This is a genomic window from Micromonospora sp. CNZ299, from assembly GCF_002754415.1.
This window is the reverse complement of the sequence record NZ_PEFG01000001.1, coordinates 5,189,292-5,215,673: the sequence shown is the minus strand read 5'-3', so window position 1 is coordinate 5,215,673 and position 26,382 is coordinate 5,189,292. Positions and strand designations below refer to the sequence as shown.

Genomic DNA, 26,382 nt, shown 5'->3' with positions numbered 1-26,382 from the left:
TCGGCGATGCGTACTACCCTCGGCCGCATGAGCCGACCTGCCGGCGCGGACCGGCCTCCGCTGTGGCGGGACCGCACCTTCGGCACGTACTGGGTCGCGCAGTCGCTCTCGGCGGCCGGCGACTCGTTCGCGTACCTGGCGGTGCCGCTGCTGGTGCTCCAGGCGACCGGGTCGGTGGCGCAGATGGGCCTGCTCACCGCCGTCGCGGGCGCGGCGTCCGTCGCCGCCGGGATCTTCGGCGGGGTTCTGGTCGACCGGTACGACCGGCGCACGCTGATGATCGTGGCAGACCTGACCCGTCTGGTGCTGTACGGCCTGGTGCCGCTGGCGTGGCTGGCGGGCCCGCAGGTGTGGCTGCTCTTCGTCGTGCTGCCGATCTGCGAGGCCGCCGGCATGGTGTTCCAGGTCGCCGCCGTCACCGCGATCCGCAACCTCGTCGATCGTGATCGGCTCACCGAGGCCAACGGTCGGTTGCAGGCGACGTACGCGGCGGCGGCCGTCCTCGGGCCGCTGCTCGCCGGCGTGGTGTCGGCCCGCTTCGGCCCGTCGACCGCCATCGCCGTCAACGCGGCGAGTTTCGCGCTGTCCGCGGCGGGGCTTTGGATGATCCGACTACGGCCCGCACCGGCCGACGGCGCCGCGACGGTGACCCGGGAGCGGCCGCTGGCCGAGTTCCTGGCCGGGGCGCGGTTCCTGTGGCGACAGCCCGTCCTACGCGCGCTGACCATCCTGCTGTCGGTCTTCATCTTCCTGACCTACGGCTTCGTCGACGTGCTGATCTACCACGTCACCCACGACCTCGGCGGCTCCGAGGGCACCGTCGGCACGGTGCTCGGCCTGGCTGCGCTGGGCACAGTCGCCGGCGCGCTGCTGGTGGCCCCGCTGCGTCGACGGCGCGGATTCGGCGCGACGTGGATCGGCGCCCACGCGGTCTGCGGGTTCGCGGTGGCGGGCGTCGGCATCGCGACGAGCGTGCCCGCTGTCACCGCGCTGACCGCCGTGTACCTGTGCTGCCTCAGCGTCGGCGGCATCTGCTCGATGTCGCTGCGCCAGGAGATCACCCCTGACCACCTGCTCGGCCGGGTCACGTCGGCGTTCTGGAGCACGCACTACGCGCTCGGTCCGGCTGGCGCCGTCGTGCTGACCTGGGCCGCCGCCCGGTTCGGCGTCGCGGCCGTCACGCTCGCGGCCGGAGCGGGGTGCCTGCTGGTAGCGGTCGGTGGCCTCTTCAGCCCGGTCCGCCGCGCCGGCTCCGAGCCGCGTCGTCCACCTGCCGCAGTCGTGCGGGGCGGGGTCAGTCAGCCACCGGCGGACCATCCCTCGACGGCGTGAGTCGGCACTCCGCCTGGGCGGTGGCTCCGGGCGACATGTCCCGCGGTGCCTGTCGAGCTGCCCCGTCAGTGGGGCAGCCACGCCCGTAGCCACCGCATGGTCGTGGCCGGCCTTCATGGTCGTGGCCTGCGCTCATGGTCGTGGCCCGCCCTCAGGGGCGCGGCCCCGCCCGCATGGTCAGACAGGCGACCTGCCGTCTCCCGGATGCCGCCCCCGCCGGGCGCGGACCGAGGCAACCGCGGACCGGGAGTCCCGCCCCACGAATGGGGCAGCTCTACAGGCACCGAGCAGCACATCCCATTCGCCAGCCGCATTCGGGCGTCCGCGAGACTCGGCCGCTCAGAACTCCTGGTACATGACGTGCAGCCCGACCCGGCCGAGGGCGGGATGGCGGAACGCGCCCGGCACCGTGCCGACCACCGCGAAGCCCTCCCGCCGGTACAACTCCACCGCCGACCGGTTGCTCTCCGCCACTGCGTTGAACTGCATGCCGGCGTACCCCTGCTCGCGGGCCCAGGTCAGAGCATCGCGGCACAGCGCGGTGCCCACGCCCCGGCCCCGCGCGTCGGCGGCGACCATGAAGCTCGCGGTCGACACGTGCGCGCCCGGCCCGGGCCGGTTGGTGCCCATCTTCGCGGTGCCGAGCACCCGCTCGCCGTCGACCGCCACGACCGTCCGACCTGGTGCCACCTCGACCCACATGCCGTACGACTGTTCGGCGGTCATCGCCGGATCGTAGGTGAAGGTCTCCTGTGCCCCGATCACCCCCTCGATGATCGGCCACACCTGCGACCAGTCCTGGTCGACGAACTCCCGAATCAGCACCGGGGGAGGTTAAGCCCGCGACGAGCCCCGGACAATCGGTTATCCCCGGGTGCATCCGAGCAGCGGTCCCGGTGCGAAGCATGGGTCGTGACGAGACGTCACGGATCCGACGCTTCGACGAAAGGCCCGCTGATGAAGATCGCACGACTCGCCGCCAGGATGGCGGTGGGCGCCATGGCCACCGCGCTGGCCACCACGGCCATCGCTGTGCCGGCCGCTCAGGCGACCGGCAAGGCCAAGCCGCTCGGCACGACCTCACTCGCCGCTGTGCTCACGAAGGACACCAGCGGCTTCGACCGCAACTCGCGGGACTTCGACGTGCTGACCGCGGCCGTGCTGGCCGTGCTGGAGGCCAAGCCGAACTCGCCGGTCAAGGTGCTCACCGACGGCACTGTCGCACTGACCGCGTTCATCCCCACCGACGCGGCCTTCCAGCAGTTGGTACGCGAGATCACGGAGGCGAAGAAGCTGCCGAGCGAGAGCGCGGCCTTCTCCGCCGTCGCCGGGCTGGGCATCGACACCGTCGAATCGGTGCTGCTCTACCACGTGGTGCCGGGCGCCACCATCGATCGCAAGACGGCGGTCCGGGCCGACGGCACGGACCTGAGCACCGCGCTCGGCTCGACCGTCGAGGTCGACGTGCGCACCTACCTGTACTTCTTCCGCCAGGTGCGCCTGATCGACGCCGACACCAACGACCGGGACGCCCGCGTCGTCACCTTCGACGTCAACAAGGGCAACCGGCAGATCGCGCACTCGGTGGACCGGGTGCTGCGCCCGATCGACCTGCCCTGACCGAGGGCGGGTGGCGTCCGACCACGCGTCGGGCGCCACCCGCGCCGGCCGTCAGGCCGAGGCGAGCGCGGCGATCTCCTCGTCGAGCAGACCTGCCAGCCGGGCATGCCGCCCCGCGTGGGTGCGAACGGTCATGCCGCGGCTGGGCATCTCCACAGTCATCAGCACGTACAGGTGCAGCCGGTAGAGACCCAACCGGCGGCGCGCGGAGGCGTCCAGCAGCAGCGGCTCGGCGGCGGTGGCCTGGTAGCCACGCAGCAGGGGATGCTCCGGTTCCTCCTCCACACGCCGGAAGAGCAGTGGCGAGACCAGGTCCAGCAGTGGATCGCCAAAGAGGAACCGTTCGCCGTCCACCAGGCCACGCAGCCGCCACCGGCCGTCCGGGTCGGGCGCGGCCAGCACGTTGCCGTCCCAGCAGTCGAAGTGCAGCAACGCCGGCCGGCGCACCTCGTCCAGCACAGCGGCGTGCCGCTGCACCAGCGCGTGCAGGCGTGCCGGGGTGACCGGCAGCCGGACGTTCCAGTCGGTCGCGTCGGCGAGCAACGCATCGAGCATCGCCGTGAACGCGGCCCGCCAGGTCGACCCGCCGGGACGGTCGTCGTCGTACCCGAACCGGTCGCCGGTGACCTGGTGCAACGCGGCGAGGGCAACCCCGAGGTCGTGGCGCGCCGGGCCATCGTCGACACCACCCTCGGCCAGGTCGACCAGCGACCGGCCGGGCAGCATCGCGGTGACCAACCACTCGCCGTACGCCGGGTCGGTGCCGTGGTGCAGCACCTCGGGCACCGGCACCTGCGGCGCGCGCTCGGCGACGAGGTGGAAGTAGCGGGCCTCGGCCGCGCAGAGCCCGCGCTCGTAGCGCAGCAGCGGCGTCCCGGTCGGCGGGGCCAGCTTCAGCACCACCCGGCGGTCGTCGTCGAGCAGCGCCCACCAGACGGTCGCGTATCCGCCGCCGTCCAGTGGACCGGAGTCCCTGACCTGGACGTGCGACCCGAGTGAGGCGCGGAGCAGATACGCCACCTCGTCCGGCCGGAGGGCACGCTGGGTGGGGCTGGCTCCGGTCACGACGCCGCGTCACCCCGTCGGGCACGCGGGGCCGACGCGGCGGTGGCGGGGGAGGAACGCGGGGCGGGACCGGCGGTGTCGCGGCGAACCAGCTCGGCGGGGAGCACCTCGACCCGTGGCGCCGGCGCTCCGGCACCCAGCACCAGGGACATCGCGCGCACCCCCATGTCGACCAGCGGCAGTCGCACGGTGGTCAGCGCCGGGGTCACATCCCGGGCGATCGGCATGTCGTCGAAACCCACCACGGAGATCTGCTGCGGCACGGCCAGCCCGCGCGCGCGGAGGGTGGCGAGCGCGCCAATGGCCATCGAGTCGTTGAGCGCCACGATCGCGGTCAGCTCCGGGTCGGCGTCGAGCAGTCGTGCGGTCGCCTCCGCGCCGCCGTCGCGGTCGAACTCCGCGTACCGGATGCGCCGTTCCGGCAGCTCGCGGCCCTGCTCGGCGAGGGCCTGCCGGAGGCCGGCCAGCCGGTCGGTCGTGGTGGTCAGGATCCGCGGGCCGGCGACCACCCCGATCGCCCGGTGCCCCAGCCCGCACAGCTCCCGCCCGGCGAGGTAGCCGCCGGCCCGGTTGTCCGGCATCACCGCGTCGCCGGAGTGCTCGTGCCGGCCGATCACCGCCACCCGCCCGCCGGTGGCCTCGTACGCGGCGAGCTTCTCGTTGAGCTGCCGGGTGAACGCCTCGTCGTGGTAGCCGGAGCCGGCCAGGATCAGTGCCGCCACCTGGTGACCGCGCAGCAGCTCCACGTACTCCAGCTCGCGGTCCGGGTCCCGGTAGCTGTTGCAGATCATCAGCAGCCGCCCCTGGTCGGTGGCGACGCGTTGCAGCCCACGGGTGATCTCGGCGAAGTACGGGTCGGAGACGTCGTGCACGATCACACCCACGGCGCTGCGGTGCGAGCGGGCCAGCAGCTGGGCATGGGCGTTCGGCACGTACTGCAACTCGGCGACGGCGGCGAGCACCCGCTCACGCAGCTCGTCGGTGACCGGCTTGCTGCTGCCGTTGATGACGCGGGAGGCGGTGGCGGGGGAGACGCCCGCGCGGCGTGCCACATCGGACAGAGTCGCCATGGCCCGCCCCCTTGGTCTGTTGACGGCATTTCGCCGTGCCGGCTAGCGTCACGGTACCGCAGAGAAAGCCCTTTCCCGCAGGGAGGCCCGGCCATGTCCGATCGCTTCGCCGACGAGTACTTCGATGCCTGACGGGCCGGCCCCGCTGCCCGGCGGGGTGGGGGTCTCCCGGCTGCGTGTCTACGACACCGTCGCCCCGGACGGCCTGGTCGGCGGCACGCCGCACGTGCACCTGTGCTGCACCGAGGGGTACGTGGTGACCGACGGCGAGGGCGCGGTGCAGACCCTGACGACCAGCGGCTTCCGGGAGACACCCCTGCGGCCGGGGGTGGTGGTCTGGTTCGAGCCGGGCACCGTGCACCGTCTGGTCAACACCGGCGGGCTGGCCATCGTGGTGCTCATGCAGAACAGCGGCCTGCCCGAGGCCGGCGACGCGGTGCTGACCTTCCCGCCCGACGTGCTGGCCGATCCGGGCGCGTATGCCGCGGCGGTCGCGCTACCCGATGGGGGAGCGCCGGGCGCGGACGTGCGGGCCGCGTACCGCAGGCGGGATCTGGCGGTGACCGGCTTCCAGGCGCTGCGGTCCGGCGGGCCGGCGGCGCTGGCCGCCTTCCACGCCGCCGCGGTCGCCCTGCGCCAGCCGCTGCTGGCGCGGTGGCGGCAGCGATGGGAGGCCGGCGCGGGCCGGGCCGCCGCCAGCACCGACAGCCAGCTCGACGCCCTGGGGCGAGGCGATCCCCGCCATCTGGCCGAGGCCGGGGTGTACGTGGTGGACGAGCCGGTCGAGCGGGGTCGGCTCGGCATGTGCGGCCTGCTGGACACCTACCCGGCGGCCGTCTGACTGTCCCTTTGGGACAGCCGGTGGGTCACCAGGCATCGGTGGAAACAGATCGAGGAAAGGCCTTGCCCGGCGTGAGGGCGCCGCCTACGCTCCAGGAAAGCGTTTGCCTGATCCGCCGAACGGCCCCCTCCACGGGTGCCGTGCCGGGCCCCGAGGAGGTTCCGCGTGACCGAGAACTCTCTGGACACGGCGGGCCGGCAGGCCGCCGCCGAGGCGGCGGGCGGTGATCCGGCGGCCTCGCTCGCCTCCGCAACGTCGAAACCCGCCGAGGGTCCGGGCCGGTCCACAGCGGCCGGTCGACCGTCCGGAACCGGCGGCCGACCACCCCGACCGACGCTCGGTCGCCGGGCGGCGGCCTTCGCCGACTCGCTCTGGCGTCCGGCGCTGGTGCTCGCCGTCGTCTTCGCCGCGTGGTGGTTCGTGGCCGCGCAGGAGTACGTCCCGAACTACCTGGTGCCCACACCCGCCCAGGTCTGGGAGACGATGACCGGTCAGTGGTCCGAGCTGGCCCGACACACCCTCGTCACCCTCTACGAGACGGTGCTCGGCTTCGTGCTGGCCGCCGCACTGGGTCTGGCCACCGCGGTGGCCATCGCCTACTCCCGCACCCTCGACAAGGCGCTCTATCCGATCGTCCTGTTCGCACAGGTCATCCCGAAGATCGCCATCGCGCCACTCCTGGTGGTCTGGTTCGGCCTCGGCCTCACCCCGAAGATCATCCTGGCGGTGCTCATCGCGTTCTTCCCGGTGGTCATCTCCGGCGTGGCCGGGCTGCGCTCCACCGACCCGGAACTGCTCGACCTCGCCGCCACGATGGGCGCGGGGCCGTGGCGCACCTTCCGCAAGATCCGCTTCCCAAACGCGTTGCCGCACCTGATGGCCGGCCTGAAGGTGGCCGTCACCCTCGCGGTGGTCGGCGCCGTGGTCGGTGAGTTCGTGGGCGCCAGCGAAGGGCTCGGCTACGTCCTGTTGCTGGCCAACGGCAACCTCGACGCCCCGCTGCTGTTCGCCGACCTGATCCTGATGTCCGCCATCGGCATCGTCCTGTTCGTCCTGGTCGAGATCGCCGAGGCACTGCTCATCCCGTGGCATGCCAGCCGCCGCGCCGGCGTGTCCCTCACCACCTCCTGACCGACCCCATCACGGAGGCACCGATGAAACGCACCGCCACCACCATCCTGGCCACCGCAGCCCTGCTCCTCGCCGCCACCGGCTGCGGTGGGGACGACTCCGCCGGCAAGACCGGCGCCGACGGCAGCAAACAGGTCACCCTCACCCTCAACTGGGTGCCCTACGGCGAGCACGCGCCGTTCTACTACGGCCTGCAGAAGGGCTACTACTCCGCCGAGGGCATCGACCTGAAGATCCTGCCCGGCAACGGCTCGGGCAACACGGTCAAGCAGGTCGCCCAGAAGCAGACCGACTTCGGCTGGGCGGACAGCCCGGTGCTGCTCAAGTCGGTGGCCAGTGGGATGCCGGTGCGCAGCCTCGGCGCGTACCTGGAGAAGGGCCCGTCCTCGGTGGAGTTCTTCACCGAGGAGAACATCAAGACCCCGGCCGACCTCAAGGGCAAGACCGTCGGCGGCACGCCCGGCGACGCCCTCTACGCCACCTTCCCGGCCTGGCTGGAGAAGAACGGCGTCAAGAAGGACGAGGTCAAGGTCGTCAGCGTGGACGCCGCCGGCAAGATCGCCGCCCTGGCCGAGGGCAAGGTCGACGCCATCATGGGCTTCTTCCACGACCAGGCGCCGACCATCGAGAGCAAGACCGGCAAGAAGGTCGACGTGCTGCTCTTCGCCGACTACGGCATGAACCTGCTCGGCACCGGGCTGATCGCCAACACCCAGACCCTGCAGAAGGACCCGGAGCTGGCCCGCAAGTTCGTCCGTGCCACCCAGAAGTCCTGGGCCGACGCCGCACGTGACCCGGCCGGAGCGGTCAGCGCGATGGTCGCTCTCGCCGAGAACGAGCCCGCTCCCGAGGTGCTCACCAAGCAGCTCACCCTCAACCTGCCGCTGCTCGGCTCCGAAGGCCCGCCCGGAGTGAACACCGAGGCCCAGTGGACCGAGACCATCGACCTGATGTCCCGTTACGCGGAGCTGAAGGACCCGGGGGCGCCCAACGCGTACTGGGACTCCTCGTACGCGGCGCAGGGGTGACGCCGTGACCGCCGCGCCGGCAGCCACCGGCACCGCCATCGGGATGTCCGGGGTGACCGTACGGTTCACCTCCCGACGGTCGCAGACCACCGCGCTGGACGACGTCTCACTGGACATCGAGCCCGGGGAGTTCGTGACGATCGTCGGTCCGTCCGGCTGCGGCAAGTCCACCCTGCTGAAGATCGTCGCGGGGTTGGTCAAACCGACCAGCGGTGCGGTGTCGCTGTTGCAGCGCCCGGTACGCGGCCCACAGAAGGAGATCGGTTTCGTCTTCCAGAAGGCCGCGCTGCTGGAGTGGCGTGGCGCCCGGGCCAACATCCTGCTCCAGGCCGAGATGCGCGGCATGGACCGGGCCCAGGCGTCCCGTCGGGCCGACGAGCTGATCGAGATGACCGGCCTGACCGGCTTCGAGAAGGCCCTGCCGCACGAGTTGTCCGGCGGCATGCAGCAGCGGGTGGCGCTCTGCCGTGCGTTGCTGCACTCCCCGCCGGTGCTGCTGATGGACGAGCCGTTCGGCGCCCTGGACGCGCTGACCCGCGAGCAGATGAATGCCGAACTGCACCGGATCTGGCGGGAGACCGACACCACCGTGGTGCTGGTCACCCACTCCATCGCCGAGGCGGTCTTCCTCGGCACCCGGGTCGTGGTGATGAGCGCCCGGCCCGGCCGGATCATCCGCACCTTTCCGGTCGAGCTGCCGGCGCACCGCGACTACGCGCAGGTGATGTCGGACCCCCGTTTCGACCGCCTCGCCACCGACCTGCGTGGGTTGCTCGGCAGCGCGGCCGCCAACCACTGAGCGCGGATCGGCACGACCAGCACGACGGAAGGAACACCATGACCCGCAGGTCGATCGGCATCATCGTCAACGGAGTGACCGGAAGGATGGGCTACCGCCAGCACCTCGTCCGCTCGCTGCTGGCCATCCGCGAATCCGGCGGCGTGGCGCTGGCCGACGGCACGACCATCTGGCCGGAGCCAGTCCTGGTCGGGCGCAACGAGACGAAACTCCGGGAGCTCGCCGAGCGGCACGGCCTGACCGACTGGACCACCGACCTGACCTCGGCGCTGGCCCGCGACGACGTCGAGATCTACTTCGACGCCCAGGTGACCCAGCAGCGGGAGAAGGCGATCCGGCAGGCCATCGAGGCAGGCAAGCACATCTACACGGAGAAGCCGCTGGCCGAGGACACCGCCGCCGCGCTCGACCTGGCCCGGGCGGCGGACGCGGCCGGCGTACGCACCGGTGTCGTGCAGGACAAGCTCTTCCTGCCCGGCCTGCGCAAGCTCAAGCGCCTCATCGACGGCGGCTTCTTCGGTCAGATCCTCTCGGTGCGCGGTGAGTTCGGCTACTGGGTCTTCGAGGGCGACTGGCAGCCCGCTCAGCGTCCGTCGTGGAACTACCGGACCGAGGACGGCGGCGGCATCACCTCCGACATGTTCCCGCACTGGCACTACGTGCTGGAGGAGCTGTTCGGCCGGGTCACCGCCGTGTCCTGCGTGACCGCCACCCACGTGCCCCAACGGGTCGACGAGACCGGTCAGGTCTACCAGGCGACCGCGGACGACGCCGCGTACGGGATCTTCGAACTCGACGGCGGCATCATCGCGCAGATCAACTCGTCCTGGGCAGTGCGGGTGTACCGCGACGAGCTGGTGGAGTTCCAGGTCGACGGCACCGAGGGCAGCGCCATCGCCGGCCTGCGCAACTGTCGGGTGCAGCACCGGGCGGTCACCCCGAAGCCGGTGTGGAACCCGGACCTGCCGGCCACCGAGGACTTCCGGGCCCAGTGGGTCGAGGTGCCCGACAACGAGGAGTTTGACAACGGTTTCAAGGTGCAGTGGGAGGCGTACCTGCGGCACGTCGTGGCCGGTGAGCCGTTCCGGTGGGACTTCCTGTCCGGCGCACGCGGTGTGCAGCTCGCCGAGCTGGGGCTGCGCTCCGCCCGCGAGGGTGGTCGCATCGAGGTGCCGGAGCTGCGCTCATGACCGCCGAGGTGGTGTTGCCGGGCGGGCGACGGCACCGGCTGGCCGGGGGGAGCGGCTTCGCCCGCCCGGCCGCGCCGGCGACCAGCCGGATCGCGTACGCGGCAGCGCACGTCGTCGCCGACCCGACCGCGGAGAACGTGCCAGGCGCCCCGGCGACGGTGGACTGGGACACCACCCTCGCCTTCCGGCGGCACCTGTGGTCGTACGGGCTGGGGGTCGCCGAAGCGATGGACACCGCCCAGCGGGGGATGGGGCTGGACTACCCGGCGACCCGGGAGCTGATCCGCCGCAGTGCCGCCGAGGCCCGCGCGGCGGGCGGATTGATCGTCGCGGGGGTCGGCACGGATCAGCTGCCCGCCGGCCCGGCCACCCTGGCGGCGGTCACCGCCGCGTACCTGGAGCAGCTCGACCACGTACGCGCTGCCGGCGCCCGGCCGGTGCTGATGTGCAGCCGACACCTGGCCGCCGCGGCGCGCGGGCCGGAGGACTACCTCCGGGTGTACGACGAGCTGCTGAGCGCCGCCGACGAGCCGGTGGTGCTGCACTGGCTGGGCCCGATGTTCGACCCGGCGTTGACCGGTTACTGGGGTGCGGTCGACCTGGAACTGGCCGCCGACACGGTCGTCGAGCTGATCAAGGCACACCAGTCGAAGGTGGACGGCATCAAGGTGTCGCTGCTCGACGCCGGCCGGGAGCTCGCGTTGCGCCGCAGACTGCCAGCCGGGGTACGCCTCTACACCGGTGACGACTTCCACTACCCGGAGCTGATCCGGGGCGACGAGGTGGGGCACTCCGACGCGCTGCTCGGTGTGTTCGCGGCCATCGCACCGGCCGCCGCCGCCGCGCTGGCCGCCCTGGACCGGGGCGACCTGGCGGCGTACGACGAGATCTTCGCGCCGACCGTGCCGCTGGCCCGGCACCTGTTCGCGGCCCCGACCTGGCACTACAAGACAGGGATCGTCTTCCTGGCCTGGCTTGCCGGGCACCAGGACCACTTCACCATGGTCGGCGGCGCGCAGTCCGGGCGGTCCCCGGCACATCTGGCCACGCTGCTCACCCTGGCCGACGCGGCGGGACTGTTGCCGGACGCCGACCTGGCCGCCTCCCGCGCCCGAGCGCTGTTCACGGTGGCGGGGGTGGAGCAGTGAGCGCGAGGAGTGAGCCGGTCCTGCGAGCCCCGCAGTCGCGAACGACAAGCCCACAGAGCCTCGCGCGGTTCTCGTTCAACCAGGCGACCGCCCAGCGGTGGCCACTGCCCGACGTGGTGGCCGGCTGCGTGGCCGCCGGGGTGCCGGGCGTCGGGCTGTGGCGGGAGCCGGTCGCCGACCATGGGCTGGCCCGGTCCGCGAAGCTGGTCCGCGACGCCGGTCTCACCGTCACGTCGCTGTGCCGGGGCGGCTTCTTCTCCACTGACGACTGGCGCGCGCAGAACCTGCTGGCCATCGAGGAGGCGGCCACACTGGGTGCCCCGGAGCTGGTGCTGGTGTCCGGTGGGCTGCCGCCGGGCAGCAGGGACATCGACGGCGCCCGGCAGCGGGTCGCGGACGCGATCGGTGAGCTGGCCCCGCACGCCGAGGCCGCCGGGGTACGCCTGGCGATCGAGCCGCTGCACCCGATGTTCGCCGCCGACCGCTGCGTGATCGCCAGCCTCGGTCAGGCCCTGGACATCGCCGAGCGGTTCGACCCGACGGTGGTCGGCGTGGTCGTGGACGCGTACCACGTCTGGTGGGACGACACGGTGTACGCGCAGATCGCGCGGGCGGGTGCCCGGATCGCCGCGTTCCAGGTCTGCGACTGGGTGACGCCGCTGCCGGAGGGTGTGCTGCTCGGGCGGGCGCTGCCCGGCGACGGGTGCATCGAGTTGCGCCGGTTGCGCGAGGCGGTCGACGCGGCCGGCTACGGCGGCCCGATCGAGGTGGAGGTCTTCTCCGCCGAGGTGTGGGCGCGGCCGGGCGCGGAGGTGCTGGACGCGGCGATAGCCGGCTACCTGCGCCACGTTGTCTGAGGCTGCCGAGCGGCGCTGGCCGGCGGCGGTCGGCGCGTGGTTGGGCATCGGCACCGCGCCCGCCACGCTGGTGCTCGGCGCGGCGATGGCGGCCCGGCACGGCGGCGCGGTGCCGGTCGCCGGGCTGCTGGTCGGCGGGGTGCTGATGGCGGCGCTGCTCTGGGGGCAGGGCCGGATCGGCCTGCGCCGGCCGCTCGGCGACGGTGGAACGCTGACCGCGGTGCTGCCCGCCTACCTGGGCAACACGTCACGGCTGCTGCTGGCGGCGGTGCTGGCCGTGTCGATGGTCGGCTGGAACGGGTTCAACGTCGGGCTCGGCGGGGCCTCCCTGTCCGCCCTGACGGACCTGCCGGGCTGGGTCGGGCCGGTGCTGCTGGAGGTGGCGGTGGTGGCCGTCTCCTGGGGGCCGGCCCGGCTCGGGAACCGGGTCGCCGTGCTCACCACCCTCAGCGCGGTGGTCCTGGTCGGCTGGTGCCTGACGGTGCTGCCGCCACCCGGTGCGCCGGTTCGCCTCGCCGCCGGTGGGCTCGCCGACGCCGCCGCGCTGATCGGCTACGCGGCGGTGTTCGCGCTGCGCGCGCCGGACTTCAGCGTCGGCCTCGCCCGGCGGCGGGACCTGGCCTGGTGCGTGGGGCTGCTGATCGGGCCCGCGCTGCTCGGGGTGATCGCCGGCGCCGGCCTGTGGCTGCGGACCGGCTCGGCCGACGTGGTCGCGCTGCTGGCCGCCGGCTCGGGCCTGGCCGCGTACGCGAATCTGTTCGTCGCGGTGGCGGTCTTCGCCGCCGCGTTGACCACCACGTACTCCGGTGCGCTGGCGATCCGTGGCCTGGCCCCCCGCGTGCCGGCTCGTTCGGCGATGCTGGTCGTCGCGGTCCTCGGCGGGGTGCTGGCGGTGGCGCGTTTCGACCGCCTCGTGCTGCCCTGGTTGACGCTCCTGGCCGCCGCGCTGCCGGTGCTGGTGGTGCCGATGGCCGTGGAAGCCGCGGCCCGTCGGCGCGGTCGTGCGCCGCGGACCGTGCCCGCCTGGTGTTGGGTGCCGGCCGCGTTGCTGGCGGTGGCCTGCACGCTCGCCGGGGTCGGCGTCGCGCCGCTGCTCGGGCTGGCCCTGGCCGGGGCGTGCACCGTGCTCTGGCGGCGGCGAGGAGACGCGGCCCGGGTGGCCGACGGTGGCGTCTAGCGGGTGGCGTGCTCGCCGTGGTCGCTGACCTGGGCGTCGAACCAGTGGTGCAGGGCATCGCGGAGCGCGGCGTCGTCGGTGGTGTAGGTGGCCTGTGCGCCGTCGGGTGTGGTCGCGTACTCGATGGTGATCCGCCCGTCGTGTGCCTGAAGCGCTGCCAGGCCGGGCATTTCGGTGCCGTGGATGCGGGCGGGATCGCCGAAGTCGCCACGCCGGAACCGCTCGACCTCGGCGGTCAGATGCTGCTGGACAAGGGTGATCTGGGTGGTGTCCTGGCGGTCGTCGGCGACCACGGTCTGCACGCCACCGGTGTCGGTCTTGGTGAAGCGGTGCGTGGTGCGATCCAGATCGAACGGCATGACGGACGCGCCTCGCTCGGCGACGTCGGCCTGTCGGCTGGAGCTGGCCGTCGGTGTCGACGGTGCCGGGTCGTCGGCGCAGCCCCCGCTGAGCGCGGCGGCCGCGACGGCCGCCAGGAGCAGCGCCCGATGGGCACGAGGGCGGTCAGGACGGTTCATTGGTGGCCTCCGCGAGGGTCTGGAGCGCACGAACCACTGCCGCGCGCTGGTCGTCGGGGACGCGATCGAGCAGGGTGGTGAGCCGGTCCCGGCGGGCGTCGGCCTGCCGGGCGGCGGCGGTGGTGCCGGCGGCCGTCAGCAGAAGCAGAACGCCACGACCGTCACCCTCGGCTGTCTCCCGGTGCAACCAGCCCCTGTTGACCAGGTTGGTGACCAGGCGGCTGACGGTGCTCTTCTCCAGACGCAGCCTGCGAGCCAGCTCCACCTGCCGGATCTGCCCCTCCCGGGCGATCTCCACCATGGCGTGCGCCTCCGAGACCGGCAGCGGCTGCCCGCACGGAGTCCGGTCGGGCTGATGGAGGCCGAAGTTGCGGACGAACCGCATCAGGGCCTCCTGCGCCGCGTCGATCTCGCCAGGCTGCATGGTTCGACGCTACAACCAGATGGTTCGAGCGTGCAACCATTGTGGAGGATGAACCCGCATCTGAGCCCCACGGGAGACACGGCATGACAATGGAGAGCGACCGTTACGTGGTCCGCCCCGGCCGAGCCGGCGACGCAGTCAAGCTGGCTCGGCCGGGGCGCCTCGGTGCAGCTCCAAGCGATTTCAACATCAACTCCGGGCTGGCGACCCGTCCGCTCTACTCGGCTCGCGGCGCCGGAGCGCGCGAGCCGTACGCCGGGCCGAACACCACCAGCAGCGCCAGGTCCTCGGTCACCTCGTCGAACCGGTGCTCCTCGCCAGCCGGCACGAAGATCACCGACCCCGGGCCCACCTCGGCGGCGCCGTCCGGGGTCACGATCCGGGCCCGCCCCGCGGTGACCACGTAGATCTCGTCCTCGGTGTGCGGGCTCTGGGCGTCGAAACCGCCCGCCGGGATGCAGTAGGTCCCCACCGACAGGTCCGGCACTCTCAGCTGTTCGACCCAGTCGTTGGCGGCCCCGGCGGGTGCGGTCCACCGGCCCGCGCCATCGATGATCAGCATGGCGGAAGCCTAGTACGGCAACGACAGTAGGCGAATCGTCTTCGAGTCGGGTTCGTTGGCGTGACTACTACTCGGCTTCGACCTCCGTGCGATAGGCAGTTAAGCCGCGTCGGTGATAGTTGCGTAGTGCATTCGGATGGTCCAACGAGCATGTGTGCAGCCAAACCCTGCGTACAGCCGGAGACTCCACGGCCTCACTGTCCCATGCTTGCCGGATGGTCAGCGTCAGCGCATGGCCACCGAGACCCCTCCCGACATATTCGGGCAACAGCCCAAAGGTGGTGATCTCCACATCTCCCTGAGGCTGGGGTTCCAAATTTGCAACCCCCACGGTCTCGTCCTTCAGAGCGATGAGCCAGTATTGGCGCAGCGGACGACACTGCATCAGCTCCTGCCACTCTTCATTCGTGCGAGACGCACTCCGCCACCCGTAGGGGCCTCCGACCTGAGCAGTGGTGGCACGCACGAGCGGCAGGCCACCGTCAACGCGCCGTAGGAAAAGGTCCGCCACCACCTTTCCAGGTCGCAGGTCCTTGGCGTTATTCATCTCCAGGTAGGTGACAACCTTTGCCATGCCGGCAGGCTACCCACCGTTGCGAGTAGGCCCAACACGAGCACTTCAGAAGCACGGCCTGGTACTCCAGTGACGCTTCGCGATCTGGCTTCGCGGGTCAGGGGATCAAGCCGGTAGTGCGGGCCTGGTACAGCTCGCGACGTGCTTGTTTGGTGTCGAGCCGTTCGAGGCCTCTGACAGCCCAGAACCGCAGCGATTCGTCGTCGCCGTGGAGCTGGTCGATGAGCACAGGCAGGGCTTGTTCGGCGCGGGCTTCACCGATCAGTTCGAGTAACCAGCAGCGCAGGCCATGGGCAGTCTCGCGGTTGAACTCGATGATCAGCTCGTCGAGGTGCTGCACGACGTGAGGCCGCAGCTGGTGGAACCCGTCCTCCTGGGTCTGTGCGTCGTTGCTGCGCATCAACCGCATAGCTTTCTGGAACTGGTTCGTCACGTCGTCTCCGGTGCCGTGCCTCAATTGAGCACGGCTCCTTGCATGATCATCGATGGTGTGAGGAAGCCGAAGATCGTGCAGCGACCGTGAGTCACAGCGTAAACCCTGCCCGGCGGCAGTTGGTGTTCAGGATGGTCTGGAGCGAACAACGGCTGGCGGCGCGGGCCGTCGTGGCTGGTTTGTTGTCGCAGGCCGAGCGCAGGACCTGCTGGCAGTTGGCGGGGCTGGCCGGATACCGGCAGCCGCCATCGCAACGGTTGCTGCGCACCGCGATCTGGGATGCCGAGCAGGTCGTCGCCGACGTGCAGCGCCTGCTGACCGATAGGCTCGGTGACTCGCAAGCAGACCCCTCTTGGCCTTGGGCCCGGCGGTGGCGGACAGGTCGATCCCTGCCCGCCACCGCTCGATCATCAGTTGACCGTGATGGTCAGGTTGGCCGAGCGGGTCTCCCCGCTGGTGTAGGTGGTCGTCACCCGGGCGGTGAAGGTCCCCTTGCGGGGGTAGCTGTGGGCGGTCGACCGCAGCGTCGCCCCGTGTGTGATGGCGCTGTTGTCACCGAAGTCCCACGCGTAGTCGGTGATGCTCTGCCCGGACGGCGCTGTCGCGGTGGCGGTGAGCGTGGTGGTCAGCGGCGCGGTGCCGCTGGCCGCGTTGGCCGCGAGGGAGAGCGTCCCGCCCGGTTCCTGTTTGACCCCGGCGCCGTTGAACCGCAACCAGTCCAGCGACAGCAGGTCCGGGGTGCCGCCGACCTGGGCGGCGTTGACGAACTTCGCGTACAGGGTGGTGGTGCCGGCTGGTTTGTTGGTGAGCGTGACGGTGGGCGACACCAGGTTGTCCCACCCGCCGGTCGAACCGATGGTGGCCGTGCCGACCAGGGTGCCGGTGGGGGAGCCGGTCCGCAGCTCGATGGAGCCGCCGAGCCCGCCGTTGGTCACCCCGAGCGTCACCGAGCCGACGTTGCGCAGGTCCACCGGCCCGTACGCCACCCAGTCGTTGTGGTCGACCTCGCCGAGCCGCTTGCCGGCGCGGGCGGTCGCCCGGTCGTTCACGATGATGCCGGACTGGGCGGTGAAGTGCTCGGCCTCCTTGCTCTTGGGCTGCAACTGGGCCCGGGTCGAGCCGGTCAGTGCCGGTACGCCGCCGGCCGCGCCGCCGTCGGTGTACTGCGCGGTGACCACGGTGTAGAGGTTCTGCCCCGGCCCGTGCCCGTCACCGGCGTCGGCCTCGGTGGCGAGCAGCCCCGAGCAGCCGGTGTAGACGTCCAGCGGATGGGCGTGCGAGTCGTGACCGAGCTTCGTCTGCACGGTGACCTTCGAGCAGTCGATGGTGGTCTCCTCCGGGTCGGTGACGGTCACCGTGTACGGGATCTTGTCGCCGAAGTCGAAGAAGCCCCCGTCCGGCACGGTGATGGTCACCGTGGGCCGGGTGTTGCCGACCACCACCTCGGTGACCGCGGTGGCGGTCAACCCATTGCCGCTGTTGCGGACGGTCAGCCGGGCGGTGTGCCTGCCGGCGGTCGAGTAGGTGTGGCTCGGGTTGGCCGCTGTGGAGTCGGTGCTGCCGTCGTTGGTGAAGTCCCAGGCGTAGCTGAGCGCCGAACTGTCACCGGCGGACGACCCGGCCGAGGAGAACGTCACCGCGAGTGGGGTGCGCCCGCTGTCCGGGGTGGCGGCGATCTTCACGGCCGGTGGTCGCCCGTTGGCGACGTAGTCGATGCGGTAGATGCCCGCGCCGGCGTTGCTGCCGCCGCGACCGCTGCCGGTGCCCTCGCCGAAGTCGATGACGTAGAGCGAGCCGTCCGGCCCGAACTCCGCCTCGAAGGGCTGGATCCAGCTCATGTTGCCGAAGATCCCGTTGATCGACTGGAGGTCACCCACGGCGGTGGGGCCGAAGCGCGCGTTGCTGAAGGTCTGCGCCGTCTTGTGGATCGACAGCGTCTTGAACCATTTGCGGGTCAGCTCATAGGTGATCCACTTGCCCTCGAAGTACTCGGGGAACTTCGTGGTGCGGGTGTTGGCCGGGTCGTAGTCGTAGACCGGGCCGCTCATCGGCCCACCACCGCCGGTGCCGACCTCGGGGAACTGGGTGGAGGCCGAGTACGCGTACCAGACCAGCGCGGACTTCGACGCCGGCAGGGTGGTCAGGCCGGTGTTGTTGGGCGAGTTGTTGACCGGCGCGGCGCAGTTGAACTTCGCCCCGGAGGTGCTCGTGGCGAAGTTGTAGTCGTTGAACGGGATGTTGTTGCCGATGCAGTACGGCCAGCCGTAGTTGCCGGCACCGGTGATCCGGTTGAACTCGACAGTCCCCTCCGGGCCACGGTTGGGATCGGCGGCGCGGGCGTCCGGGCCGTAGTCGGCCACCAGCACTGCGTTGGTCTGCGGCTCGACGGTGATCCGGAACGGGTTGCGCATGCCCATCGCGTAGACCTCCGGGCGGGTCTTCGCGGTGCCGGCCGGGAAGAGGTTTCCGCTCGGCACTGTGTACGTACCGTCGGCCTGTGGGGTGATCCGCAGGATCTTGCCGCGAAGGTCGTTGGTGTTGCCGGCGGTGCCCTGGGCGTCCCAGGCGGCGCGGCCGGCCCGCTCGTCGACGGGCGTGTAGCCGCTGGAGGCGAACGGGTCGGTGTTGTCGCCGATCGCCGCGTAGAGCCGCCCGGCCGCGTCCATGGCCAGCGACCCGCCCATGTGCGAGTTGGCCCGACCCTCGCCCCGGTAGGTGGGGACGGTCAGCAGGCGTTTCTCCGAGGAGAGCGCGACGCTGTTGTTGGCGACAGTGAACCGGGACAGGTTCAGCTGTTTGAGGGTCTTGTCCGACCAGAGCAGGTAGATCCAGCCGTTGCTCGCGAAGTTGCGGTCGAGGGTCATCCCGAGCAGCCCGTCGGACTGGTCGGTCATCGCCGAGGTGTACGCGAAGTCCAGCAGTGTGGTGACCTGGAGGGTGTCGGAGTTGACCACCTTCAGCGCGCCGGTGCGCTGGATGTAGTAGACCTTCCGGTCCGGGCCGACGGCCAACTCGAAGGGGTCGGCCAGGTTCTCGGTGACCAGCCCCACCCGCTCGAAGTTGCTGGTCCTGGTGGCCGAGCAGTCGCCGGCGACAGCGCCGGCCGCCCACTCGATGCCGTAGCGCAGGTGCTCCAGGAACGTCGCGCTGCTGAACTGGGAGCTGGCGTGCCCGCCGGCGGTGAACCAGGACCGGCCGCCGTCGTAGCGCTGACACCAGGAGTACGCGTGGTCGACGCCCTCGTCCAGCCCGTTGATCCCGTCGCGCACCTTGATCTGCGCGAGGGTGTGCACGTTGCCGGTCGGGTTGGTCCGCCAGTTGTACCACTCCTCGCTCTGCTCCCAGAGCTCCGGCAGGTTGCGGGTGGAGGGGTGCGCCCGGTCGAGCACCTTCACCCGGCCGGGGAAGGTGCCGCCGGTGGAGGAGAAGTCGGGGTGGTAGTCGAAGATCGTGCCGACCAGGCCCTCGTACCAGGGCCAGTCACGCTCGCTGGCCGAGGCGGCGTGCAGGCCGGCCCAGCCGCCGCCGTTGCGGATGAACGTCTGCAGCGCGGCCCGCTGGCTGGCGTTGAGCAGGTCGCCCGAGGTCGGGAGCGAGTTGGTGTTGTTGAAGACCAGGGCGTCGAACGTGGCGAGGTTGGCGTCGGTGAACGCGGCGGCGTCGGTGGTGGCGACGACCTCGAAGTTGTGGGCGGCGCCGAGCTGCTGGATCGCGGCGATGCCGGCCGGGATCGAGTCGTGGTAGAAGTTGGTGATCTTGGAGAAGACGAGCACCCGGAAGCGTGGGGCGGCTTCGGCGGGCAGGGCGGTGGTGGTGCTCACCACGGTGGCGACGGTGAGCAGGATGAGGCAGAACGCGCGGAGGTGTCGGGGCATGGGGGCGCTCGCTCCCTGTTGGACGGTGAGGGTCGGAAAGCGCTTTCTTGCTGCCCGCATCACGGTACTGACAGCCAGTGACGAGCGTCAATAGCGTACTGGTAAGCGGTTTCCTGGCGGTCGCCGCCGCGTCGACGGGACCGGTGCCCGGCGCGTACGGCGCGGTTGCCCGCAAACCCTGACCGGGGGTGTTTCGTCGTGTGCCGGAGAGGCGACCCCGGGCCTTGGCCGGTGGACCTCGGCCCGGGGCCTGTTTCGGACCTCAGCCCAAACCGATGTAGAGCCGTTCACCGGCGGGTCGGTAGCCGACGCGCTCGTATATCCGCCACGAATCCTCGCTGGAGGCCTCCAACCAGGTGATCTCCGTGCCCGTGGTGAACAGCCGCCGGGTGATCTCGGCGGTGATCGCGCCAGCCAGTCCCCGACGGCGGTAGGGCCCGCGAACGGCGATGCCGGCGACCTCGCTCACCGCGCCGGTGGGCGGGGCCGCTCCACCGGCTCCCGTGCAGGTGCCGTCGTCAGTGACGGCCCGATCCGCTATGTTGCCGGCGTGGAGATCCAGGTGCTGGAGGGCGCGCTCGTTGAGGTGCCGACGGCCGATGTCAGCGGCATGGACCGGCGTGCGTTCGGCGAGTTCGTGGGGCCGCATGGTGAGCTTGCCTCGTACGCGTTCGGCTGGACCACCGGCTCGGACCCGCACGTCGCCCGTCTGTCCATCGGGATCGGTGCCGGCAATCCTGGCGGTGGCACGTTCCACGCGGTCATCTTCGCGAACGAGGACGGTCACGCGTTCTCGCTCGTCGACGAGCCGTTCGAGCGGGTCCCGCAGGGCGGCCCGGACCTGACCGCGGCCCAGTCGCGCGCCCACGAGGACCTGCCGTTCGTCTGGTGGGTCACCGACCAGGTCATGCAGCGCGATCGGCGAGCCTGGTGGATGCGGCACTGGCTTCTGGGCACCAGCTGTATTCAGACCCCTGAGGTCTTCGAACGCGACGAGCCTGTTCTGTTCGTCAGGCACGACGCGGACGACGGCGTCTGGCAGCTGATCGGAGCTTCCGATGCGAGCGGAAGCGACGGCAAGGTCGGGCACCTGCACCATGCCGTCGACGAGGACCCCAGCCTGATCGACGTTCTTGACCTCCCGCCCGGGCGCAGCGTTGTGCGCGCGGGCGTCGGAGAACCCTGGACCGGAGACGTCTGACCTCAATCGAGGCATCTGTCGCACAGGAGCGCACACGTGCACGTCAGCCTGGCGACGAGCGCCGGTCGGGCCGGTCGGTCGAACGAGGACTTCGTCGGGGCGGTTCCCGGCGCTGTCGTCCTGCTCGACGGTGCCGGCATCCCGGGGGCCGAATCGCTCTGCTTCCACGGGGTCGCCTGGTACACGCAGCGCCTCGGCGGAGCACTGCTCGGCCACCTGTCGCGCGACGACGGGCAGGACCTCACGGCCGTCCTCGCCACCGCCATCGGCGAGACAGCCGCCGCGCACGGCGACACCTGCGACATCGGGGACCCGCGCAGCCCGCAGGCCACCGTCGCGGTGGTGCGCGCGTACCGGGGCCGCCTTGACTATCTGCTGCTCGCGGACTCGTTCCTCATCCTCGACCCGGCCCACGGTGGCCCTCAGGTGATCACCGACGACCGTGAGGTCACCGCCCGGCGTGACTGCTCGGCGCCCCTGGACGGCATTGCACCGGGAACCCTGGAGTACGACCGCGTCCGCGACTCCTGCGCCGAGGCGCTGCGGGCCCGCCGAAACCAGGTCGGCGGCTACTGGATCGCCAAGGACGACCCGCGCGCGGCCCGGGAGGCGGTGACCGGCAGCCGGTCCCTCGCCGACCTGAACGGTGCCGCGCTGCTCAGCAACGGTGCCAGCCGTATCGTCAGTCCGTACGGCCTCACCGACTGGCCGGGCGTCCTGGAAATGCTCGCCGCCGACGGCCCATCCGGTGTCGTCCGCCGCGTCCGGCAGGCCGAAGTCGACGGCCTCGGTGCCGTTGCCGCTCAGGCCCCGGACGACGCCACGGTGGCCCACTGCACGCACCTGCCGTGATGCCTGGGGTCCGCCGATGTCTGGCTGCCTACGGCCGCGTGGACGGGGGCAACGTCCCCAGCGCCCGCACCGCGGTGGAGGACACCGCGGCCAGTTCGGGCCGCGCGGGCAGAAATACCGTGGGGACGCCCAGCGACTGGTTCATCGCGGCGAGCTGACACTCGGCCTGAAGGTCGGTGGTGTTGCGCACGCCGCGGACGATCACCCCCACGTCGTGGCTTCGGCAGTAGGCGGAGGTCAATCCACTCCAGGCCACAACGGTGACGGAGGTCCACTCCACCGGCAGGATGGCCCGAACGGCGGCCGCTCGCTCCTGCTCGTTGATCGTCGGATGCTTGGTGCCGTTGACCGCGACGAGCACGACCACCTCGTCGAACAGGCCGCGTGCCCGGTTCACCACGTTCGCATGCCCGGGAGTGAAGGGATCAAAGCTGCCGGGGTAGACGGCTCGGACGCGTACGCGCGTGTGTGTCATCGATGTCACGGCCGCAGGACCCGCTGCGCATCGCGGATGACCGGCTCGGAGGCCAGTGGGGCCCAGGAGGCGAACAGGTCGCGGAAGTAGGCGCCGTGCCGGTCCGCCACCGCAGGATCCTGCTCAATGACGTCCAGCTCGTTGACGATGCTCAGGTCCACGAGCGACCGCAGTTGAGCCGCGTCCGGCGTCCGCACCTGATGCGCGAAGCGGTCGAACACCTGGCCGGTCTGTGCCAGCTTTCGCCAGCTGCGTTTACGGTCGCAGGCGCCGTACAGATAGACGAGCTCTTCCGCGTCGGCGCCGACGAGGTCTCGCAGCACCGCGCGATCGGCGCGATCGAGCAGGGCGAGGTCGAACCCGTCGGTGCCGTAGACGGCGTGGGTGAGGCCCGCGACCTGCACGTCACTGCCGCAGCCGAGCACGGCGAGTCGTTCACTGACCCGACACAGGTGGTCGTACAGGTTGCCACCGGGATGGGCGATCTGCTCCGCTCCGTGCCGGCGGAGCCAGGCCCGCGCGCCTTCGTCGGTGCTCATGGCCCGACTGTAGGTATCGGCTTGCGGCTTGGCTGGCCCCCTGGGGTGGGCGATATGTCACAGCACCCTGGCCAGCACTCCGGCGGTTCGGTGTCCGCCAGACCCGGACGTGGTTCGGGGCACTATCGTTCTGACGTGCACATCCGATTCGACGTCCCCGCCGACCCCGCCTACCCGGGCCAGGTGGCCGCTGCGCTCGCCAGTGTTCGGCTGCGCAGGTTCAGCTACATCGGTGCGACGCTGGCGGCGGCAGGAGCGATCGGTCTGGCACTGTCGCGGGGGTTCTCGTGGGGCGAGCAGATCTCGCCGCTGTGGGTGGCGCTGATCGTGGGTGGCGTGCTGTCGATGCTCTACTGGCCCTGGGTGCGGTTGCGCGCCCGACGCCGTTCCAGTGGCTATGCCGTCGAGGGCGCCTACGACATCACCGATGCCAACATCATGATGCGTAGCGGCTCGGAGTCCGGCGGCATCGCCTGGGACGGGGTCGCCCAGGTCAGGGACACTCCGGACTTCTGGATCGTGTACGTCGGCCGGATGCCGGCCACCGTGATCCCACGCTGGTTGATGTCCGCCGAGGATGCCGAGACGTTGCGAGCCCACATGGCCGAGCGAGGGCTGCTTCAACATCGCTGAACTGCCGTCGGGATCGCCGATGTGTGGCGCGGCGCAGGGTCCGGCGGCGTCAGCCCAGCGGCACCTGCCTGGGTCGATCGCCACTCCCCGCGGCGCCGACACCCTCGGGCGCGTTGATGGGAGCCGCGATGATCCGGCTGGGCACCACCGGGGCGTCCCGGCCCGTGCCCCGTCGACCGTCGCCGCCGGAGGACTCCTCGTGGTAGTCCTGCTCGACGTTGACCGACCAGACGTCATGCGTACTGCCGGTGGCGATGTTCTCGGCCGTGAGCATCGCGGTCAGCATCGAGTGGTCCTGGTTGTTGTAGCGGTGCATGCCGTTGCGGCCCACCGGGTGCACGTTCGGCACCGCCTCGGCCAGCCAGGCACGGATGACGTCCACGTTGTGCTGGTAGCGCTCGTCGTACACCGGGTAGGCCTTCGGCATGCGCACGACGTAGCCGGCCTCCACCACACCGGGTCGGACCAACCCCAACCGCTCCAGCTCCGCAGTCGCCAACGCCACGAGGTCGGCATCCGGGGTACGCCACATCTCGTCGTCCTCGAACACGAAGTACTCCAGCCCGAGGCAGGTGCGCCCGTCCTTGACGAGGTACGGCGACCAGGAGCCGAAGTTCTGGATCCGGCCCACCCGCACTCCCGGGTCGTGCACGTAGATCCAGTTGTCGGGGAACGAGAACTCCGCCGGCACCACCAACGCGACCGTCAGGAAGTCGCGGTAGCGCAGGTCAGCGGCGCAGGCCAGCACCTCCGGCGGTGCCGGCGGACGCAGCGCGGCCACCAGCTCCGAGATCGGCATCGACGAGATCACGTCGTCGGCCGGTTGGGTACGCTGCCCGCCCGCGCCGTCGACCGTCACGCTGATCGCCCGCCGTCGCTTCGGGTCGCGGTGCACGGCGGTCACCCAGGTGCCGGTCGACAGCTGTCCGCCACGCATGCGGACCTGCTCGGCGCAGCGTTCCCACATCATCCCCGGCCCGTACTTCGGGTACTGGAACTCCTCGATCAGGCTGGTCACGTCCGTGCGTCGGCGGCTGGGCAGCAGCGCGTTGCGGATCGCCGTGGCCAGCGACAGGTTCTTGATCCGCTGCGCGGCCCAGTCGGCCTGCAACCGGTCGGCCGGCATTCCCCACACCTTCTCGGTGTACGTCTTGAAGAAGATCGAGTACAGCCGCCAGCCGAATCGGGCCGACACCCAGCCCTCGAAGTGCGACTGATCTTTCGGTGGGCGCAAGCGGACCCGGGCGTACGAACCGAGGCAGCGGGCCGCCTCGGGCAGCCCCAGGTTGCGCAGGGCGTTCATGGCGCTGAGCGGGTAGTTGAACAGCGCGCCCCGGTAGAAGATCCGGCTCATCCTGGGTCGGGTCAGGAAGTCCTCGTCGGGCAGGATCTCGTGCCAGAACGCCTCCACCCGGGCCACCTTCGTGAAGAACCGGTGCCCGCCGATGTCGAACCGCCACCCGTCGCGCTCCACGGTCCGGCTGATCCCGCCGACCACCTCGTCCGCCTCGAACACCTGCACCGGCAGGCCGTGTCTCAGCAGCTCGTACGCCGCAGTGAGCCCTGCCGGCCCCGCACCGATGATCACCGTGCCGTGCTGCTCGTTCATGCTGCCGCGCTCCCTGCCCACCGTCATGGTTGAGGCGCGGCGCGTACCCGTTCTGCGGTTAATGTCACCCTTGATGATGGTTCATTTTCGCTCCGGTGCGGCGTGCGGCGGCGTACAACGAGAAGGGCGACACCCCGCGCGGCGGCGGGCGGGCCGACGGAGGTGGGGGAGCGGGGCGGATGCACCGGTGGCGGCGCGGCGCGGCGGCGCTGGCCGCCCGCACGGCCGCAGCCGGCCGCGGCGCGGCCCGCCTGGCTCGCCGGGTGCCGGAGCCCTGGGCGTACGTCATCGGTCTGTTCCTCGGCGCGAAGGTGCTGCTGACCCTGCTCGGTCTGCTGGCCCTGCACGCCTGGGACGGCATTCCCGGGGCACCACCGCCGGACGAGGCGCTGATGTGGGCGCAACAGCGGGAGATCTCCGAGCACCGGTGGATCTCCTTCTGGTTCGCCTGGGACGCTCTGCTCTACCTGCGGCTGAGCGAGCTGCCGCTGACCGGGCCGTGGCGGGACTTCGGGTTCCCGCTGCTGTACCCGTTCCTGGCCCGGCCCCTCGGCGCGGTGCTCGGCGGCGACAACGCGCTGGCCCTGCTGGTGATCAGCAACGTGGCGTTCCTGCTGGCGCTCTGGTACGGCTACCGGCTGGCCGAACTCCTGCTCGGCGACGCGGCCGCGGCCCGCCGGTTCACCCGGTACCTGGTGCTGCTGCCGACCGCCTTCCTGTTCCAGGCGGCGCTGACCGAGTCGCTGTTCGTCTGTCTCGCGCTGGCCGCGTTCTACTACGCCGAGCGGCGCCGCTGGTTGCTGGTCGGCGTGCTCGGCTACTTCCTGGCGATGAGCCGCTCCGTCGGGCTGCTCGTGGCGCTGCCGCTGACCCTGGTGCTGCTCCGCCAGCACGACTGGCGGCTCGGCCCGCGCGCCCTGCTCGGCTATCTGCGGATCGGCTGGCCGTTGCTGCTGCTGCCCGCCGGGTGGTTCACCTTCATGGCGTACTGCCGGTGGCGCGGCGGGGACTGGTTCGCCTACCAGCACGCCCAGGAGACCGGCTGGGGAATCAGGGTGCAGAACCCGGTGCCGGTGCTGCTGCACGGGCTGGCCGGGGAACCACGCGACGCCGCGCGGCTGTGGTTCGCGGTGGCCGTGTTGGCGGTGCTGGTCGCCGGGTTCCGCCGCCGGGAGCTGCCCTACCTGGTGTACGGCGTACTCATGGTGCTGGTGCCCCTGTCGATGGGCCCGGCGGTGTACAAGAGTCTGCTGCGCTACCTGCTCGCCGCCTTCCCGGTGGCTCTGGTGCTGGCGCGCTGGGCCCGCCGCGCCAGCGTCGACGTGTGGCTGACCGCGACGCTCGCCGTCGTGCAGGGCGCCCTGTTCGTGCTCTGGCTCAGCTACTGGACCCACATGATCATCTGATTGGGGTGGCCGTCGGCCGGGCA

Annotated in this window: 28 protein-coding genes; 14 read left to right on the top strand and 14 right to left on the bottom strand. The window is 71.2% G+C overall.

Features of this window, described 5'->3' with window-relative positions:
* Positions 1-27 precede the first annotated feature (27 nt).
* Positions 28-1,332 (top strand): MFS transporter, encoded by a 1,305-nt coding sequence (locus tag CLT68_RS23840; protein WP_099854175.1) that lies wholly within the window; start codon positions 28-30, stop codon positions 1,330-1,332.
* Positions 1,333-1,671: 339 nt separating this feature from the next.
* Here the strand turns inward: CLT68_RS23840 and CLT68_RS23835 are convergent, their stop codons facing one another.
* On the bottom strand, positions 1,672-2,157 hold the full coding sequence (locus CLT68_RS23835; protein WP_088948515.1) for a GNAT family N-acetyltransferase: 486 nt from the start codon (positions 2,155-2,157) through the stop codon (positions 1,672-1,674).
* 132 nt (positions 2,158-2,289) lie between these two features.
* Between CLT68_RS23835 and CLT68_RS23830 the strand changes: the two genes are divergently transcribed.
* Positions 2,290-2,952 carry a fasciclin domain-containing protein gene (locus tag CLT68_RS23830; RefSeq protein ID WP_099854172.1) on the top strand — a complete coding sequence of 221 codons (663 nt, stop codon included), beginning with the start codon at positions 2,290-2,292 and terminating at the stop codon, positions 2,950-2,952.
* A 51-nt stretch (positions 2,953-3,003) separates the two neighbouring features.
* On the opposite strand, the gene CLT68_RS23825 is transcribed toward CLT68_RS23830, so the two are convergent.
* Positions 3,004-4,017, bottom strand: coding sequence for a phosphotransferase (locus CLT68_RS23825; RefSeq protein ID WP_099854171.1), 1,014 nt, complete (start codon positions 4,015-4,017; stop codon positions 3,004-3,006).
* Positions 4,014-5,087, bottom strand: a complete 1,074-nt coding sequence (locus CLT68_RS23820; RefSeq protein WP_099854169.1) for a LacI family DNA-binding transcriptional regulator — start codon at positions 5,085-5,087, stop codon at positions 4,014-4,016. Before CLT68_RS23820 ends, CLT68_RS23825 begins: the two co-directional genes overlap by 4 nt.
* 124 nt (positions 5,088-5,211) lie before the next feature.
* Here CLT68_RS23820 and CLT68_RS23815 point away from each other — a divergent pair, with 124 nt between their 5' ends.
* The 8 genes from CLT68_RS23815 (at position 5,212) to CLT68_RS23780 (ending at position 13,258) form a co-directional block, all read left to right on the top strand.
* The gene (locus tag CLT68_RS23815) at positions 5,212-5,928 is read left to right on the top strand and encodes a cupin domain-containing protein (RefSeq protein ID WP_099854167.1); all 717 of its coding nucleotides are present in this window, start codon (positions 5,212-5,214) and stop codon (positions 5,926-5,928) included.
* A gap of 165 nt (positions 5,929-6,093) precedes the next feature.
* Positions 6,094-7,059 carry an ABC transporter permease gene (locus CLT68_RS23810; protein WP_099854165.1) on the top strand — a complete coding sequence of 322 codons (966 nt, stop codon included), beginning with the start codon at positions 6,094-6,096 and terminating at the stop codon, positions 7,057-7,059.
* A 23-nt stretch (positions 7,060-7,082) separates the two neighbouring features.
* Complete coding sequence (locus CLT68_RS23805) at positions 7,083-8,087, top strand: ABC transporter substrate-binding protein (RefSeq protein WP_099854163.1); 1,005 nt, start codon at positions 7,083-7,085, stop codon at positions 8,085-8,087.
* A gap of 43 nt (positions 8,088-8,130) precedes the next feature.
* Positions 8,131-8,886 (top strand): ABC transporter ATP-binding protein, encoded by a 756-nt coding sequence (locus CLT68_RS23800; RefSeq protein ID WP_247666864.1) that lies wholly within the window; start codon positions 8,131-8,133, stop codon positions 8,884-8,886.
* Between the two features lie 38 nt (positions 8,887-8,924).
* Positions 8,925-10,076 (top strand): Gfo/Idh/MocA family protein, encoded by a 1,152-nt coding sequence (locus CLT68_RS23795; protein WP_099854159.1) that lies wholly within the window; start codon positions 8,925-8,927, stop codon positions 10,074-10,076.
* A complete protein-coding gene (locus tag CLT68_RS23790) occupies positions 10,073-11,224 on the top strand; it encodes a dihydrodipicolinate synthase family protein (RefSeq protein ID WP_099854157.1) in 1,152 nt (383 codons plus the stop codon). Before CLT68_RS23795 ends, CLT68_RS23790 begins: the two co-directional genes overlap by 4 nt.
* A gap of 20 nt (positions 11,225-11,244) precedes the next feature.
* A complete protein-coding gene (locus CLT68_RS23785) occupies positions 11,245-12,081 on the top strand; it encodes a sugar phosphate isomerase/epimerase family protein (RefSeq protein ID WP_099857549.1) in 837 nt (278 codons plus the stop codon).
* Positions 12,074-13,258 (top strand): hypothetical protein, encoded by a 1,185-nt coding sequence (locus CLT68_RS23780; protein ID WP_099854155.1) that lies wholly within the window; start codon positions 12,074-12,076, stop codon positions 13,256-13,258. The genes CLT68_RS23785 and CLT68_RS23780 overlap by 8 nt, the downstream gene beginning before the upstream one ends.
* Here CLT68_RS23780 and CLT68_RS23775 read toward each other — a convergent pair.
* The 8 genes from CLT68_RS23775 to CLT68_RS23745 form a co-directional block, all read right to left on the bottom strand.
* Positions 13,255-13,776: an aspartate carbamoyltransferase gene (locus tag CLT68_RS23775; RefSeq protein ID WP_099854153.1), complete on the bottom strand. Its 522-nt coding sequence runs from the start codon at positions 13,774-13,776 to the stop codon at positions 13,255-13,257. The two genes, CLT68_RS23780 and CLT68_RS23775, sit on opposite strands and share 4 nt — an antisense overlap.
* Positions 13,763-14,200, bottom strand: coding sequence for a MarR family transcriptional regulator (locus CLT68_RS23770; protein ID WP_099854151.1), 438 nt, complete (start codon positions 14,198-14,200; stop codon positions 13,763-13,765). The genes CLT68_RS23775 and CLT68_RS23770 overlap by 14 nt, the downstream gene beginning before the upstream one ends.
* 217 nt (positions 14,201-14,417) lie before the next feature.
* Entirely contained in the window at positions 14,418-14,762 is a 345-nt protein-coding gene (locus CLT68_RS23765; RefSeq protein ID WP_099854149.1) for a cupin domain-containing protein, read from the bottom strand.
* A 67-nt stretch (positions 14,763-14,829) separates the two neighbouring features.
* Positions 14,830-15,336, bottom strand: a complete 507-nt coding sequence (locus CLT68_RS23760; protein WP_099854147.1) for a GNAT family N-acetyltransferase — start codon at positions 15,334-15,336, stop codon at positions 14,830-14,832.
* 97 nt (positions 15,337-15,433) lie between these two features.
* Positions 15,434-15,769 carry a HEAT repeat domain-containing protein gene (locus CLT68_RS23755; protein WP_486482291.1) on the bottom strand — a complete coding sequence of 112 codons (336 nt, stop codon included), beginning with the start codon at positions 15,767-15,769 and terminating at the stop codon, positions 15,434-15,436.
* A gap of 20 nt (positions 15,770-15,789) precedes the next feature.
* Positions 15,790-16,110, bottom strand: coding sequence for a hypothetical protein (locus CLT68_RS32670; protein ID WP_143743228.1), 321 nt, complete (start codon positions 16,108-16,110; stop codon positions 15,790-15,792).
* A 69-nt stretch (positions 16,111-16,179) separates the two neighbouring features.
* Positions 16,180-19,644, bottom strand: a complete 3,465-nt coding sequence (locus CLT68_RS23750) for a ThuA domain-containing protein (RefSeq protein WP_099854145.1) — start codon at positions 19,642-19,644, stop codon at positions 16,180-16,182.
* Positions 19,645-19,906: 262 nt separating this feature from the next.
* Positions 19,907-20,293, bottom strand: a complete 387-nt coding sequence (locus tag CLT68_RS23745; RefSeq protein ID WP_099857545.1) for a GNAT family N-acetyltransferase — start codon at positions 20,291-20,293, stop codon at positions 19,907-19,909.
* On the opposite strand from CLT68_RS23745, the gene CLT68_RS23740 reads away from it, so the two are divergent.
* Both CLT68_RS23740 and CLT68_RS23735 read left to right on the top strand, forming a co-directional pair.
* Positions 20,207-20,845 (top strand): hypothetical protein, encoded by a 639-nt coding sequence (locus CLT68_RS23740; RefSeq protein WP_486482290.1) that lies wholly within the window; start codon positions 20,207-20,209, stop codon positions 20,843-20,845. The genes CLT68_RS23745 and CLT68_RS23740 overlap by 87 nt on opposite strands.
* Before the next feature lie 36 nt (positions 20,846-20,881).
* The gene (locus CLT68_RS23735) at positions 20,882-21,697 is read left to right on the top strand and encodes a hypothetical protein (protein ID WP_199177131.1); all 816 of its coding nucleotides are present in this window, start codon (positions 20,882-20,884) and stop codon (positions 21,695-21,697) included.
* Between the two features lie 28 nt (positions 21,698-21,725).
* Here the strand turns inward: CLT68_RS23735 and coaD are convergent, their stop codons facing one another.
* Together coaD and CLT68_RS23725 are read right to left on the bottom strand one after the other, a co-directional pair.
* On the bottom strand, positions 21,726-22,172 hold the full coding sequence (coaD, locus tag CLT68_RS23730) for a pantetheine-phosphate adenylyltransferase (protein WP_099854141.1): 447 nt from the start codon (positions 22,170-22,172) through the stop codon (positions 21,726-21,728).
* Positions 22,173-22,177: 5 nt separating this feature from the next.
* Positions 22,178-22,711, bottom strand: a complete 534-nt coding sequence (locus CLT68_RS23725) for a DUF6817 domain-containing protein (protein ID WP_099854139.1) — start codon at positions 22,709-22,711, stop codon at positions 22,178-22,180.
* A gap of 135 nt (positions 22,712-22,846) precedes the next feature.
* Here CLT68_RS23725 and CLT68_RS23720 point away from each other — a divergent pair, with 135 nt between their 5' ends.
* On the top strand, positions 22,847-23,344 hold the full coding sequence (locus CLT68_RS23720; protein ID WP_099854137.1) for a YcxB family protein: 498 nt from the start codon (positions 22,847-22,849) through the stop codon (positions 23,342-23,344).
* Between the two features lie 49 nt (positions 23,345-23,393).
* On the opposite strand, the gene CLT68_RS23715 is transcribed toward CLT68_RS23720, so the two are convergent.
* On the bottom strand, positions 23,394-24,953 hold the full coding sequence (locus tag CLT68_RS23715) for an NAD(P)/FAD-dependent oxidoreductase (RefSeq protein WP_099854135.1): 1,560 nt from the start codon (positions 24,951-24,953) through the stop codon (positions 23,394-23,396).
* A gap of 95 nt (positions 24,954-25,048) precedes the next feature.
* Between CLT68_RS23715 and CLT68_RS23710 the strand changes: the two genes are divergently transcribed.
* Positions 25,049-26,359, top strand: coding sequence for a glycosyltransferase family protein (locus CLT68_RS23710; protein WP_486482289.1), 1,311 nt, complete (start codon positions 25,049-25,051; stop codon positions 26,357-26,359).
* The last annotated feature ends 23 nt before the right edge of the window (positions 26,360-26,382 follow it).